At 71.5% G+C, this 13,904-nt stretch carries 14 protein-coding genes, 1 tRNA gene and 1 pseudogene; 3 read left to right on the top strand and 13 right to left on the bottom strand.

What is annotated here, in order from left to right; genetic code table 11:
- Positions 1–56: 56 nt before the first annotated feature.
- The 3 genes from ACZ6Y1_RS31150 to ACZ6Y1_RS31140 form a co-directional block, all read right to left on the bottom strand.
- Positions 57–662 (bottom strand): hypothetical protein, encoded by a 606-nt coding sequence (locus ACZ6Y1_RS31150; RefSeq protein ID WP_469637488.1) that lies wholly within the window; start codon positions 660–662, stop codon positions 57–59.
- Positions 663–940: 278 nt separating this feature from the next.
- The gene (locus ACZ6Y1_RS31145; protein WP_469637485.1) at positions 941–2,329 is read right to left on the bottom strand and encodes an oxygenase MpaB family protein; all 1,389 of its coding nucleotides are present in this window, start codon (positions 2,327–2,329) and stop codon (positions 941–943) included.
- A 195-nt stretch (positions 2,330–2,524) separates the two neighbouring features.
- Positions 2,525–3,070 carry a P-loop NTPase family protein gene (locus ACZ6Y1_RS31140; protein WP_469637482.1) on the bottom strand — a complete coding sequence of 182 codons (546 nt, stop codon included), beginning with the start codon at positions 3,068–3,070 and terminating at the stop codon, positions 2,525–2,527.
- Between the two features lie 148 nt (positions 3,071–3,218).
- On the opposite strand from ACZ6Y1_RS31140, the gene ACZ6Y1_RS31135 reads away from it, so the two are divergent.
- A complete protein-coding gene (locus ACZ6Y1_RS31135) occupies positions 3,219–4,127 on the top strand; it encodes an aminoglycoside phosphotransferase family protein (RefSeq protein WP_469637479.1) in 909 nt (302 codons plus the stop codon).
- Between the two features lie 15 nt (positions 4,128–4,142).
- Here the strand turns inward: ACZ6Y1_RS31135 and ACZ6Y1_RS31130 are convergent, their stop codons facing one another.
- The 7 genes from ACZ6Y1_RS31130 to ACZ6Y1_RS31100 form a co-directional block, all read right to left on the bottom strand.
- Positions 4,143–4,787, bottom strand: a complete 645-nt coding sequence (locus ACZ6Y1_RS31130; protein WP_469637476.1) for a CatB-related O-acetyltransferase — start codon at positions 4,785–4,787, stop codon at positions 4,143–4,145.
- A 138-nt stretch (positions 4,788–4,925) separates the two neighbouring features.
- Positions 4,926–5,000, bottom strand: a tRNA-Trp gene (locus tag ACZ6Y1_RS31125).
- 94 nt (positions 5,001–5,094) lie between these two features.
- The gene (gene thpD, locus ACZ6Y1_RS31120; protein WP_469637473.1) at positions 5,095–5,997 is read right to left on the bottom strand and encodes an ectoine hydroxylase; all 903 of its coding nucleotides are present in this window, start codon (positions 5,995–5,997) and stop codon (positions 5,095–5,097) included.
- Between the two features lie 38 nt (positions 5,998–6,035).
- On the bottom strand, positions 6,036–6,443 hold the full coding sequence (locus ACZ6Y1_RS31115; RefSeq protein WP_469637470.1) for an ectoine synthase: 408 nt from the start codon (positions 6,441–6,443) through the stop codon (positions 6,036–6,038).
- A 35-nt stretch (positions 6,444–6,478) separates the two neighbouring features.
- Positions 6,479–7,747: a diaminobutyrate--2-oxoglutarate transaminase gene (gene ectB / locus ACZ6Y1_RS31110; RefSeq protein WP_469637466.1), complete on the bottom strand. Its 1,269-nt coding sequence runs from the start codon at positions 7,745–7,747 to the stop codon at positions 6,479–6,481.
- Between the two features lie 57 nt (positions 7,748–7,804).
- The gene (gene ectA / locus ACZ6Y1_RS31105) at positions 7,805–8,371 is read right to left on the bottom strand and encodes a diaminobutyrate acetyltransferase (protein WP_469637463.1); all 567 of its coding nucleotides are present in this window, start codon (positions 8,369–8,371) and stop codon (positions 7,805–7,807) included.
- 325 nt (positions 8,372–8,696) lie between these two features.
- The gene (locus ACZ6Y1_RS31100; protein ID WP_469637460.1) at positions 8,697–9,587 is read right to left on the bottom strand and encodes an AraC family transcriptional regulator; all 891 of its coding nucleotides are present in this window, start codon (positions 9,585–9,587) and stop codon (positions 8,697–8,699) included.
- A 90-nt stretch (positions 9,588–9,677) separates the two neighbouring features.
- On the opposite strand from ACZ6Y1_RS31100, the gene ACZ6Y1_RS31095 reads away from it, so the two are divergent.
- Positions 9,678–10,793: a serine hydrolase domain-containing protein gene (locus ACZ6Y1_RS31095; RefSeq protein WP_469637455.1), complete on the top strand. Its 1,116-nt coding sequence runs from the start codon at positions 9,678–9,680 to the stop codon at positions 10,791–10,793.
- Between the two features lie 15 nt (positions 10,794–10,808).
- On the opposite strand, the gene ACZ6Y1_RS31090 is transcribed toward ACZ6Y1_RS31095, so the two are convergent.
- Together ACZ6Y1_RS31090 and ACZ6Y1_RS31085 are read right to left on the bottom strand one after the other, a co-directional pair.
- Positions 10,809–11,579: a hypothetical protein gene (locus ACZ6Y1_RS31090; RefSeq protein WP_469637452.1), complete on the bottom strand. Its 771-nt coding sequence runs from the start codon at positions 11,577–11,579 to the stop codon at positions 10,809–10,811.
- Entirely contained in the window at positions 11,563–12,792 is a 1,230-nt protein-coding gene (locus ACZ6Y1_RS31085) for a hypothetical protein (protein WP_469637449.1), read from the bottom strand. The genes ACZ6Y1_RS31090 and ACZ6Y1_RS31085 overlap by 17 nt, the downstream gene beginning before the upstream one ends.
- A 369-nt stretch (positions 12,793–13,161) precedes the next feature.
- Here ACZ6Y1_RS31085 and ACZ6Y1_RS31080 point away from each other — a divergent pair, with 369 nt between their 5' ends.
- Positions 13,162–13,644, top strand: a complete 483-nt coding sequence (locus tag ACZ6Y1_RS31080) for a DedA family protein (RefSeq protein ID WP_469637446.1) — start codon at positions 13,162–13,164, stop codon at positions 13,642–13,644.
- A gap of 129 nt (positions 13,645–13,773) precedes the next feature.
- On the opposite strand, the pseudogene ACZ6Y1_RS31075 reads toward ACZ6Y1_RS31080, so the two are convergent.
- Positions 13,774–13,881, bottom strand: a pseudogene (locus tag ACZ6Y1_RS31075) (VOC family protein); the annotation flags it as partial.
- Between the last annotated feature and the right edge of the window lie 23 nt (positions 13,882–13,904).

Here is a 13,904-nt window from a genome sequence, read left to right as displayed (position 1 = left end):
CGAGGTGGACGACGGGAACCGGTTCTTCGGCCGCCACCTGAAGTGAGGCCGGAAGGTCACGGCCGGAGGCCGGCCCGCCGGAGGGCCACCCTGGACAGGTCGTCGATGACCTGCGCGTCGCCCCGGCGCCACGCATCGGCGAGGCCCCCCGGCGGAACGGCGACCGCGGCGAGGTCCTTCACCGGCCCGGTCAGGGCGCGCAGGGCGAGCAGATCGGCACCGCCGGGGGCGTCGAGGAGGCCCCGGACACGAGCACTGCGCCGGATCCAGCGCACGCGCGGCGGAAGCCAGAGGGCCAGTACGAAGGCCACCGAGACGACGATCAGCGTGACCGCGGTGAGGTCGGCGACACGGCCCACCAGGTCCTGCATGGACTGACCGGCGTCGGCAAGCCCGTCGCTGGCTTCGGCCGCGGACTGGAGCGGCTTCTTGAGGATGCCCCCGACCAGCGGAACGTCCGAGGCCGCTTCGCCCGCGTCGCCGAGGCCGGAGGCGAGACTGTCACCGGCGTCCTCGACCTTCCGTCCCGGCCCGGCCAGCAGCATGATCACGTCGCGGACGGAGAGCGCGAACCACACGGCCGCCGCCACCAGGACCACGGCGATGATATCCGCGAGGATCTGCCGGCAACGACGTGTTCGGGTCTGGGCGTAAAGGCGCATCGGGGCGCTCCTGTTCCGGCGGCATCGAAGACAAGGACCGGGCTCCAACGGGGCGGGGCGGGCGTCCGTGACCGCGAGCCACGACCCCACGCCCCACCCCCCGACCGTACGCGCCACCCGCTTCGGCCGGAGGCCATCGCACGGCGACGCCACCGACATCCGACACGTTCACCCCGGACCGTTGCCCGGGTCCGCGCCCCGCGCACGGACCCGTTCCGGGGCCCCGCCTCACGCCCCCGGACCCATCGGGCCCCCGGACCCATCGGGCCTCAGACCCCTCAGGCCCGGCCGAGCAGGCCCGCCCCGGCCGTGCTCTCGGTACGGGCGGTGAAGAAGTCGCAGAACGCGGCGACGAACTCCGCCTCCTCGACCTGCCCGTCCCCGTCCGCGTCCAGCTGCCGGAACCCGTCGTTCAGTTCGGCCGGATGTACCCGTGGCCCTCCGAACAGCTTCCGGTACTCGTCCGCCCCCAGCCGGCCGCTGCCATCGGCATCGGCGGCGTGGAACAGGGCCCGCACCGCCGGTACGAGACCCTTCTCCAGGTACCCGGGGTCACGGTCCACCCCGGCCAGCATCGCGGAGACGAACTCGCGGCAGTCCACGCCCCCGTCGCCGTCGGCGTCGGCCGCTTCCCGGAGCTGTCGCCACCAGCCCTCGAACGCGGCGTAGATCTCGTCCTCCCGCTCGGCGGGCAGTTCGAGCCGCCAGCACATGGCGTGCACCATCGCCTGCAGGTCGGCGGAGTCGACGCGGCCGTTGCCGGTCTGGTCCAGCACCTGGCGGTAGAACGCCTCCAGCCGGGCCGGACGCGCATCGCCGCCGCCGCGGGCCTTGGGCACCACGACCCGCGCGGGCGCGCCGCTCACGGACCGGCGGCGGTAGCGCACCCGGTCGGGAGCCAGGTTCATGACGTGGCGCAGCCCGTGGTGCAGCGTCCACGAAAGCGCCGCGCCCCCGGGCCCGCGTGACGTCCCGAACCGCTCGTGCCAGGCCGGCGGCAGATCGCTGACGGTGAGGGCGGCCAGCGCGCGGGCGACCACCACCCGCAGCAGCGGCCACGCGGGCGCCAGCCGTCCCAGCCGACGCGGTACGGGGGCCTGGCGGAGCATCCCGTACAACATGTCGCGGACCTCGGGCCCGTACTCCAGGACCTCCCGCACCATCCGCTCGACGTACGCCGGGACATCGGCGGCGGTCGCCGGCAGGACCTCGCCCGGAATCCCGAGGGCGGCGCACACGTCCAGGAACTCCGCGTACAGCGCGTCGCGTTCGGCGTTCGACAGCGGGTCCCCGGACAGCTCGCGCATGGCGGTCATGGACTCGTACAGCGTCACCATCACCCAGCCGCGGACCTCGGGATCCTCGGCGCTGTACGCCCGCCCGGCCGCGTCGGTCCCCTGGATCCGGCGGTGCGTCCGCTGGAGACGGGCCACTTCCAGGCGCCGCTCCTCGGGCCCGGCGAAGAACAGCCGGCTGCCGCTCTCCATGGTGTGCTCGATCCGCCGCCAGGGGTGGGCGCGGTAGGTGGAGTAACGGTCCATGCCCGCGGCGACGACGGGATGGGCGATCTGCAGCACGAGCAACCGCCACGCAACGAGGCCCATGCGCCGCTCGCCGAGGGTCCGCCGCAGGAGGGTCTCGACAGCGGGTAACGCCACAGAGGTCACAGGAGATTCCTTTTCTCACAGAGATACCGACTCCCCGTACAACGCCCCGGCGCCCCGCCCGACTCACCCGCACCCCGCCCTCCACCCTGACGTGCGTCCCCCCGAACGCCCGAACGCCCGAACCCTTGGCTGAGCAGCGCGCGACAGTGTTCGGCGGGCCGCTGCCCCGCGCGGTGCACGTCGCGGCGGCCGCGACTACGTCGGCAGCCGCGGCCCGGCCGGGCGCTGGGCCCGCAGCCAGGCGTCGGCGGCCCGCGGCGAGCGCAGGCGTACCACCTGCAGCGGGGCGTACCGCGTGTCGCCGGCGAGCCGGCCGATCTCCGTGCGCCGGGACGCGTACCTCGACCAGGCCCACCACACCGGGTGATCGGCGCGCAGCCACTCCCGCCACCGCTCCCGGTTGCCGCCGAAGAGCCGTTCCCGGGTCAGGCTCCGCCTCAGTGAGCGCAGAAGGACCCGGCGCATGACGACACGGCGCGGGTGGTCCAGCCACACCACCGTGTCGGCCCGCCGCCACAGGAGGTCGCGCGCGGCTTCGGGCCCGTGGGAGTCCAGGACCCACCGCTCGCCCGCCGCGATCGCGGTGACGTCCGCGGCGTACGAAGGGCTGACGGCCCACCGCGGTCCGGAGAAGTGGAGCGCGTCCACTTCGTGGTGGGGAAGCCCGAGCCGCCGTTCCAGCTCCCGGGCCAGGGTCGACTTGCCGGCTCCGCTGATGCCGACCACGAGTACACGGTGCATCGGCGGAGCCTACGACGACTGGTCCCGGCGCGGAGGGTGGAGTCCCTCCCGCGCCCGCCTTTCGTCCCAGCCGCCGGCCCGGCAACGCTGATCACGACCGCCGAAAAGTCGCTGGCCTCCCCTTCCCCGCAGCGGCGAGACTTGCGTCGTGACGCTTCACGAGGACGAGATCCCGGTCGACGAGAGGCTGGTCCGGTCGCTGCTGGAGGCGCAGCGCCCGGAGTGGGCCGACCGGCCGCTGACGCCCGCGGGCGCGGGCACCGACAACACCATGTACCGACTGGGCGACGACCTTCTCGTGCGACTCCCGCGGACCGCGGGCACCGCACAGGCGGTGAGGAAGGAGCAGGAGTGGCTGCCCCGCCTGGCACCGCTCCTGCCCTGTCCGATTCCTCGGCCCGTCCACACGGGGACGCCCACCGGCGCCTTCCCGCTCGCCTGGTCGGTCTACCGCTGGATCGACGGTGACGAGGCCGGCCCGCACAGCGTCCGGGACTGGGCCGCCTTCGGGGCCGACCTGGCGGAGGTCGTCGGCGAGCTCCACGGCATCGACCTCATGGGAGCGACTCGCGCGGACGGCCTCAGCTGGTACCGCGGAGGCACTCTGGAGCCGTGCGACGAGTGGGTCAGCAGGTGCTTCGACGCGTGCCGGCCCCTCGTGGGCTCCGAGCTCGACATCGACACGCTGGAACGGCTGTGGCGAGCCGCGCTGGCACTGCCCGAGCCCTCCGGCCCCCACGTCTGGCTCCACGGGGACCTCAAGCCGACCAACCTGCTGGTCCGCGACGGCAGGCTCCACGCGGTCATCGACTTCGGCGGACTCTCGATCGGCTTCCCCGACGCAGAGCACTCCACCCTGTGGGACCTGCCGGCACCGGCTCGACAGGCCTACTGGGACGCCCTGAACCTCGACGACCGGACCTGGACCCGCGCCCGCGCCTGGGCCATCGCGGTGGCCGTCAGCGGGATCCCCTACTACTGGCGCACGCTCCCCGCGTTCGTCGCCGAATGCGGGGCGCGCCTCCGGGCGGTCCTCACCGACGCCGCCGCACGCTGACCGGGGCGCCGAGGCTCAGCTCCGGGGCGCCACCGCTTCGAGTTCGTCGACGGTGCCGGACATGACGACCCGGATGTGCCGCGTGAGGTGCTCGACGGGCCAGTCCCACCAGGCGATGCCGAGCAGGCGGGCGACGTCGCCTCCGGGATGGCGCGTACGCAGGACCCTGGCCGGGTTGCCGCCGACGATCGCGTAGTCGGGGACGTCGTCGACGACGACCGAGCCCGAAGCGATGACCGCGCCGTTGCCGATGCGGACTCCGGGCATCACCGTGCTCCGGTAGCCGAACCAGACGTCGTGACCGACGACGGTGTCACCCCGGCCCGGCAGCCCGGTGATCAGGTCGAAGTGCTCGGCCCAGGCGCCGCCCATGATGGGAAAGGGGAAGGTGGAGGGCCCGTCCATGCGGTGGTTGGCGCCGTTCATGATGAACCGCACACCGGTGCCCAACGCGCAGAACTTGCCGATGACCAGCTTCTCCGGCCCGTAGTGGTAGAGCACGTTGCGCGTTTCGAACCCCGTGGGATCCGTCGGGTCGTCGTAGTACGAGTACTCGCCGACGTCGATCAAGGGCGACGTCACCAGCGGCTTCAGCAGCACCACGCGCGGCTGGCCGGGAAACGGGTGGAGCACCGTCGGGTCCGGGGGAAGTCGTGTCACGGCAGTCTGCTTTCGACTCGGCGGCGGTGGCTCGTGCGGGCGCGCCGACGACCGGGCGGCCCGGCGACGAGGAGCCCTCCCGGCTGCTCCGGAAAGGGCTGATCGGGAGGATCGCCGGGCCGGGTGGGCGGAGACGGGCAGGACCGGCCGGATTCGAACCGGCGTCCTCACGGTTTTGGAGACCGCGCGCGACGACCTCTGCGCTACGGCCCCGCCCGCCCGGAATCCTACGGATCAGCCGGCCCCCTGAACAGCTCCCGCCCGCGGCGCCCCGTCGACCGCCCCGGCCGGTCAGCCGGCCAGCCGGTCAGCTCAGGGGAGTGAAGTCCCGCGAGGCGATGTATCCGGGACGGCGCACCGGAGCGGCGAAGGGCTTCACCGGCCGGTTCTCGACGCTGTTGAAGACGAGGAACACGTTGCTGCGCGGGTACGGCGTGATGTTGTCGCCCGAGCCGTGCATCGCGTTGCAGTCGAACCAGGTGGCCGAGCCCGCCCTGCCGGTGAAGAGCCTGATGCCGCAGGCCGAGGCGAACTTGGTCAGGGCCTCGTCCGACGGGGTGCCGGCGTCCTGCATCTGGAGGGACTTCTTGTAGTTGTCCTTCGGCGTCGCACCGGCACAGCCCAGGAAGGTCCGGTGGGAGCCGGGCATGATCATCAAGCCGCCGTTGGTGGCGTGGTTCGGTGTCAGGGCGATGGACACCGACACGGTGCGCATGTTCGGCAGGCCGTCCTCGGCGTGCCACGTCTCGAAATCGGAGTGCCAGTAGAAGCCGCTGGCGCCGAAGCCGGGCTTCACGTTGATCCGGGACTGGTGCACGTACACCTCCGAGCCCAGGATCTGCCGGGCGCGCCCCACCACCCGCGGATCGGCGGCGAGGGCGGCGAACACCTTGCTGATCCGGTGGACTTCGAAGACGGAGCGCACCTCCCGGGACTTCGGCTCCACGATCGACCGGTCGTCGGCCAGCGTCGAGGGGTCGCGCAGCAGCCGGTCCATCTCGGTCCGGTAGACCTCCACCTCGTCGGGCGTGACGAGCTCGTCGACGGACAGGAACCCGTCGCGCTCGTAACTCTCCAGTTCGTGGGCCCACATCGGGCCGGGCGTGCCGGGCTCGGACCAGACGACGGGGTCCGACCGGCCCGTCAGCACCTCCTGGGCGCCGCGGGTGGGATAGAGGTCGTTCACCGTGCGGATGGATGTGCGGGTCATGGTGGTGCCTGCCTCTCCTCTCAGGGCGTGTGCGTACGTCAGCGGCTGTGGTCGGGCTCGGTGAGCAGGGGGTACACGCCGTTCTCGTCATGGTCCTCGCGGCCGGTCACGGGAGGGTTGAAGACGCACAGGCAGCGGAAGTCCCGCCGCACGCGCAGGGTGTGCCGCTCGTGGCCGTCGAGGAGGTACATGGTCCCCGGCGTGATCGTGTAGGTCCGGCCCGTCTCCTCGTCCGTGAGCTCGGCCTCGCCCTCCGTGCAGACCACGGCCTCCACGTGGTTCGCGTACCACATGGACGTCTCCGTGCCGGCGTACAGGACGGTCTCGTGCAGGGAGAACCCGACGCGTTCCCTGGCCAGGACGATGCGCTTGCTCTCCCAGGTGCCGGATGCCGCCCTGACGTGGCGGTCGGTTCCCTCGATGTCCCGGAACGATCGGACGATCATGGTGGTGCCCTTCGTGATGTCTGGCGGGGTGCTGGTCAGGCGGTGGCACGGACGGACCGGGCCAGGACGGCGAGGCCCTCCTCGAGCTCGTCGCCGCTGACGGTGAGCGGCGGGAGCAGCTTCACGACCTCGCCCTCCGGGCCCGAGGTCTCCAGGAGGAGCCCCTGCTCGAAGGCCCTGCGGCACACCTCCGCGGCGCGCGCCCTGTCGGCGAACTCGATGCCCCAGACCAGTCCACGGCCCCGGTACGCCGCGCCCGACCCGGCGTGTTCGGCGCACAGCTCGCGCAGCTCGCTCTCGACGCGCCTGCCGAGGATGAGGGTCCGCTCGCGCAGGACGCCGTCGCTCCAGTACGTCTCCAGGGCCGCGGTCGCGGTGACGAAGGCCGGGTTGTTGCCGCGGAAGGTGCCGTTGTGCTCGCCGGGCTCCCACAGGTCCAGTTCGGGCTTGAACAGGCACAGGGACATGGGCAGTCCGTAGCCGCTGATGGACTTGGACAGGGTGACGATGTCGGGCGTGATGCCCGCTTCCTCGAAGGAGAAGAACTCGCCCGTGCGGCCGCAGCCCATCTGGATGTCGTCGACGATCAGCAGCATGTCGCGGCGCCGGCACAGGTCCGCGAGGGCGCGCAGCCATTCCGCGCGGGCCACGTTGATCCCGCCCTCGCCCTGGATCGTCTCGACGATGACCGCCGCCGGATGGTTGAGCCCGGAGCCCTGGTCCTCCAGCAGCCGCTCGAACCAGAGGAAGTCGGGCGTCCTGCCGCCGAGGTAGTTGTCGAAGGGCATCGGGGTGCCGTGGACCAGGGGTATGCCGGCACCGGCCCGTTTGAAGGCGTTGCCCGTGACGGCCAGGGAACCGAGCGACATGCCGTGGAAGGCGTTGGTGAAGGACACGACCGCCTCGCGGCCCTTGACCTTGCGGGCCAGCTTCAGCGCCGCCTCGACGGCGTTGGTACCGGTCGGGCCGGGGAACATCACCTTGTAGGGCAGGGCGCGGGGTTCCAGGACGTGGGACCGGAAGGTCTCCAGGAACGCCCGCTTGGCGGTCGTCGACATGTCGAGCGCGTGCGTGATGCCGTCGCGCTCCAGGTAGTCCAGCAGGGCCCGCTTGAGGACGGGGTTGTTGTGGCCGTAGTTCAAGGATCCGGCGCCGGCGAAGAAGTCCAGGTAGCCGCGGCCCTGTTCGTCGTACAGCCGGCTTCCCGAGGCGCGCTCGAAGACGACGGGCCAGGCCCGGCAGTAGCTGCGGACCTCGGACTCGACGGTCTCGAAGACGGACGTGACCGGCTCGGTGATGGTCAAGACAGTTCTCCAGTGGGTGCGGGGGGTGTGGGGGGTGTGGGGCGGGACGGGGCCGGGTCAGAAGTGGAGCGGCCCGATGCGGTGCAGGACCTCCGGGGCGTGCCCGCCGTCCGGGAACTCCTCGGCGGTGAACAGCACCTCGCGCGTGACCGCGGCGTGGTGGCGTGTGGCGTACGCGTCGAAGAGCCGCTCCGAGGCGAGGTTCCCGGGCGAGATGGTGGTCTCCAAGGACCTCAGCCCGTGTTCGTGTTCCGCCGCCACGCGGGCGGAGAGTCCGTCGAGCAGCGCCCCGGCGACGCCCAGACCGCGGACGGATTCGTCGACGGCGATCTGCCAGATGAACAGCGTCCCGGGGCTCTCGGGCCGCATGTATCCGCTGACGAATCCGACGGCGCGCCCGGACCGGTCACGGGCGACGGCCGACGTGCCGGCGAAGTCACGGCACCAGAGGAGGTAGCTGTAGGAGGAGTTGAGATCCAGGACCCCGGAGTCGCGCGCCAGGCGCCACAGCGGCGGGCCGTCACCCGGGCGAGGGCGGTCGATGCGGGTGGCGGGAGTGGGCGTGGCGGGCGGGGTCGGTGGGAGGGTCTTCCTGTAATGGGCCAGTTCTGCATGAGCGGTCATGCAGGCCGAAGCTACCCAGGGCTGGAGCGAAATGCATGGCCCTGAGGGGTTACGGGGGCAGGGTGAATCGTGATAGGTGCGGGGCCCACACGGGGGGTGGTGAAGTGCAGGAGTCACGCCAGGATATCCATGAAAAATACCGACATTTACACCCCACTCCCGCTAAGGTAACGAACGGATAACGTCTTTTCCCTGTCTCACTTTCACCCCTTGAAATGTGATGCCTTCCTCAGCCGTTCGGGGTTTCGATCGCGGCGACGGGGGTGCGAGCCACCCGGCAGTCCTCGCCCGCCGCGCTGGGACGGTCGCGCCAGTACGGGCGTGCTCACTCCCCCCTGCTCCAACCGACCCGCTCGACCGGGATCCACAGCTGGGAGCGGGTATCCGCGCCGAGTTCCACCGGCCGGGTCCGCAGGAGCTCCGGGCCCGGCCGGCTCGTGTACGGGCCGGAGGGGAACCACTGCGCGAACACGTCCCGCCACAGTCGCTGCAGCGCGGCCGGATAGGGGCCGTGGTCGTCGAAGACCGCCCAGGTCCCGGCCGGCACGTCCAGGGCGTCGAGTTCCCCGGCGGCCGTCCCGGGACCGGCGGCCACGCCGACCCAGTAGTCCGCCTCGGCGCCTTCCTCCCGGCTGTCGGTCAGGTACACCGCCGCCGACAGGATCCCCTCCGGCTCTCGGCCTGACAGCTCCTCGATCCGCTTCATCCGTGCGACCGTCCGCTCGTCCAGGCTCTGGACGTGCGCCGCTGCGGCCGCGTTGAGGCCCTCTTGCACGAGCGGGACCCGGGCCCTCCTGCCGAGGAACCGGAACGCCTCCTTCTCCACGATCCGGTAGCGCATGGTCGCGCTCCCTTCGACGACCACGCGGAAGGACATGCGCGGCTGCGCCGTGAGCACCGCACCCGTGCGCCGGGCCTCGCCGGGCCCGACACCGTGCACCGACCGGAAGGCTCGGGCGAACGCCTCGCCCGAGCCGTAGCCGTACCGCGTCGCGACATCGAGCAGCGTGGGCTTCCCCGCCAGCACGTCGGCCCCGGCGAGCGTCATCCTGCGGCGCCGCACGTAGACGGGGAGCGGCATCCCCGCGAGCGCGGAGAACAGCCGCCGGAAGTGGTACTCCGACACCGCGGCGATCCGGGCCAGCTCGGCCACGTCGACCTCGCCTTCGAGGCAGGCCTCCAGGTGGTCCAGCGCCTGATTGAGCCGCTCCAGCACGCGACGTCGTCCTTCCTTCTCGCCCGCCCGACAAAACCGGTACGGGAACGGTCGGGCGGCGGACCCCCGGCCCACCCGAGGCTTTCACCCATGACTGATATCAGAGGACTGTGCGAGCCGCGGTTCGCCGCCGTACGTGAGGCCCTTGCCGCCTCCCTCGCCGAGCACGACGTCGGCGCCTCGGTCGCCGTGTACCTGGACGGCGAACCGGTGGTCGACATCTGGGGCGGGTACGCCGACGCGGACCACTCCGTCGGCTGGGAGCGCGACACCCTCACCGGCGTGAACTCGACGACCAAGAACATGACCGCCCTGTGCGCGCTCGTCCTCGCCGACCGGGGCCTGCTGGACCTGTCCGCGCCGGTCGCCGCCTACTGGCCCGAGTTCGCCGCGGCCGGCAAGGAGGGCGTCCTGGTACGGCACGTGCTGTCCCATACGGCGGGGTTGCCGCACCTGTCCGGGCTGACGGCGGTCGAGGAGCTGTACGACTGGGAGAACGTGACCGCCGGGCTGGCCGCGCAGGCACCGGAATGGGAACCCGGGACGGCCGCCGGCTACCACGCGCTCACCTTCGGGTTCCTCGTCGGCGAGATCGTCCGCCGCGTCACCGGCCTCGGCATCGGCGAGTTGTTCGCGCGGGAGGTGGCAGGGCCGCTCGGCGCAGACTTCCACCTGGGGCTCGGCGCCGAGCACGACCACCGCTTCTCGCCGCTCATCGCGCCGCCGACGCTGACCGACGAGTACGCAGCCGACGCACCGCCCGGACCGGACGGCGTCCGCCGGGAGACCACCGGTGCCGCGATCCGGGTCCGGGACGTCAACTCGGTGGCCTGGCGGCGCGCGCAGATCCCCGCGGTGAACGGCTTCGGCAACGCCCGTTCCGTCGCCCTCGTCCAGTCGGTACTGGCCAACGGGGGAACGGCCGGCGGCGTGCGGCTGCTGTCCCCCCAGGGGTGCGAACCCGCCTGGCGGGAAGTGTTCCGCGGTGAGGACCGCGTCCTGGGGACACCGATGTCCTGGACGGCGGGCTTCGGCAGGTTCGGCAACACCTTCGGCTGGGGCGGCTGGGGCGGTTCGCTCGTCGCGAGCGACCCCGGCCCCCGCATGACGGTGGCTTACGTCATGAACCGGATGATCGACCGGGGCCGGCAGGAGGACAACCGCGGGATGGAGATCATCATGGCCGCGTACGGCGGACTGGGATGACGGGGGACGCACCGGTCAGACGGGCGGCATCAGATCGCTCTCGCTGACCGTGTACGTCAGCCGCGGATAGGCGAAGTCCGTTTCGTCGTTCTCGCGGCGCCGCAGCCGGTAGAACTCCTTGCGCTGCTCGTCGTCGGCCAGCGTGAGACGCGGACCCCCAGGGAGGTGCGGCTGTCCGTCGCGAAACCGGACGAGCGTCTTCGACGTCCGGAAGGTCACGCCCAGCCAGGGGTTCTCCTCCGCCTGAACCGACGTGTCCAGCACGATTCTGTGCTTCAGGCGCCGGTTCGATGCCACGGAGAACACGACGATGCCGTGGTGGGCGAGGGGGATTTCGAATCCGTCCCCGCCGGCCCCCTTCGGTTCGAAGACCAGCTTTCTCGTCGCGCGCGCTCCGGGATTCCGGTAGCAGGAGAAGACGGCGATGAACGAAGGGTCGGTCAGATCGAGGGCTTGGTCGCAATGGCCGCCCATGGTTCGGTAGGCGTCCGTGTAGGTCTCGACGAGTGCGTTGTTGAAGGCGGCCGGCAGCTCCGCACGGTCCTGTATCCGCCGCGCCAACCGTTCGTGCACCGCGCGGAAACGCTGGGCGGGGCTGCCGTACCGGCTGGTGGTGCGTACGAGGGGCACGCCACCCGTCTCGTCGATCCTGGTGAGCACGGCGCCGCGGCGGCCCTTGCCCACGTCCTCCCACTGGACCGACGCGGACAGCTCGGCGAAGAGGCCCTCCTGGGCCGGCAGATGACGGGAGAGGATCTCGTCCGCGATCCTAGGCTCGGGGCGCAAGGTAGTCTCCCGTGTTCATGCTGAAGGGGAACGCGTCGCCGTAGTCGATGAAGCCCGAGGTCCGGTTCTCCTCGGCGTACAGCCTGCGCAGCTCGTCCATCCCGTCAGGCGTCGGCGGCCCCAGCCTCACCAGATCGCCGTCCCCCTTGAGGTACGTGTGGCCGTCCTTGTGGACGGCTTCGGCGCTCGAACAGCGCACCACGTATCCCAGGCGGGTCGGGAGCAGTGCGGCGTCCAGGGTCGAAGGCCGGATCTCGTGGGTGTACAGGCGGTTGGTGGACAACGGCATGAAGAACACGGAGCCGGGGTGGAGGGTCACGGTGAACTGTGCGGGGAGCGTGCCCCCGTCGCGTTCTCCGGGCGTCTCCTTGAGGCGGAAGTGGAGTCCGGTCAGTCCGCTGGCACCCTTCACGCCGTAGTCGAAGGCGTCGCCGGCCAGGGGCCGCAGCATGTCGAGCCGGTCGTAGAAGGTGCAGAAGGCCATGACGCCGTTGACGGGCATGTCCTTGGTCTTGTCGGCATGGGACGAGATCTTGGCCTTGGACTGCTTGCGCCCGGCCGTCGCGGCGGTGTTGTGGTAGATCTGGGCGAGGACGTGATTCAGCGGCGCCTGGTTCCGGAAGACGGCGGCGGCCTCGCTGTTCAGGGCCTCGACGATGTGCGTGTCGGTCGGGCCGAAGCCCTCCGTGGGCCCCGACAGGTTCGTGGAGCAGCGGAGCAGGCGGAAATGCAGTTCGTCGCCGTTCCGCGTCACGGGCGTCAGGTAGATCCCGCTGCGGTGGGCTGTTCCCGGCTTGGTGGACTCCGTCAGGGACTGGAACGCGTGCTCCGTGCTGATCCGTTGGAAGTGATCGGTGCCGGGCCCGAAGAAGCGGGGGTAGTACACGCCGACGCCCTGGACGCGGAGGGGGACCCGGCCCACGTCGATGAGGGTCCAGGGCCCGTCGGCGTGCTCGTGGTGACCGTGTGACAGCTCCCGGACGACGAACACGCGGGCGGCCGCGTCCAGTCGGCCGCTGCTGATGCCGGAGACGTCCCCGCACAGGTAGACGGTCTTCCGCGCGAGGTCGGCCGAACCGGAGGAAAGGTCCTCCGGCGTGATCACGGACCCGAAGAAATCCCTGACCAAGTCGGAGTCCCGCAGCTTCGAAGGCGCGACCAGGACGTGGTCCGCATCCTCGAGGAAGGCTTCTGTCGGCTCTGTCGTGTACATCAATCGGTACCTGCAGCTCCAAACCGTGGACACGGCAAAGGCCCGCACACTTCCGTTTCGCGCTGGGAGGCGTGAACGAAGGGAGGCGGACCGTTGAACCTTGATCCTCTCACGGGGGGCGGCACCGGGCAACGGGCTTCCTGGGCGGGGGAGCGCCGGAGCGGAGGAGCGCCTGAGGCCGCCCGGCATCCGGGCGCCCTGTACCCCGTATGCGCGTTCGGTTAGGCTTGCCTTGCCTGACATGGAGGCGTGCGGGTTCGGGGTTCCTGTGCCGCAGGCGGCAACCCACAGGACGGAACGGGTAGGGCAGGATGCAGGTGGGAGACGTTGACCGGCCGGGTTCCGGCCCGGGGCCCGGGATGAGGCGTCGTGGATAAGATCGCGCTCACGGCCGGAGCCCTGTACGCCATCGTCCTGCTCCGGGCCGGAGGGACGTTCGCCGTCGGGTGGCTCGCCGGCGCAGGCGCCCGCCGCAGCAGGTTCGCCGAGCGGATCTCGTCGGCGAAGTTCCAGCGTGCCGAGCGGGCGATCCAGCGGTGGGGCGCTCCGGTGGTGGCCGTCTCCTTCCTGACCGTCGGCTTCCAGACCGCCGCCAACTTCATCGCGGGCAGCATGCGCCTGCCGTTGCCGCGCTACCTCCCCGCCCTGTTCGTGGGCGGAGCGGCCTGGGCGCTGATCTACGCGACCGCGGGACTCGGCGTACTCGAAGTGCTGGGAAGGCTCTTCGCCGAACGGACGGCCCTCGGGGTGTCCGCCGTGGCCGTACTCCTCCTCGCGGTGTGCGGGGCGGTCCTGTACCGCAGGAGAAGGGCGGCCCTGTCCCCGGCCGACACCCTGGCCGAGGAATCGTAGCCGGGTGCGGGGACCGGGCCCGAGCACTGGGCCACGGACGGCGTGCACCCGACGCCGGCCGGCAAGGCCGCACTCGCGGCGGCGTGGCTGCGTCTGGTCGAACGACGGCACGCGGCATGCTCGGCGAGGCCGCTCGGCCAGTCCGACGATGACGCCCTCCGGTCCGCGCAGGCAGCAAAGCGGACGGCTGTCCTCGTACCGGGCCACGTCGCCGACGAGTTCGGCGCGCCGACCCCGGCGGGCGCGTGCCCGCCGGGTGG

The sequence above is a fragment of the Streptomyces sp. NPDC053432 genome (genome assembly GCF_055585365.1).
The sequence above is the reverse complement of the archived record's forward strand: the minus strand, read 5'-3'. Positions and strand labels throughout refer to the sequence as shown.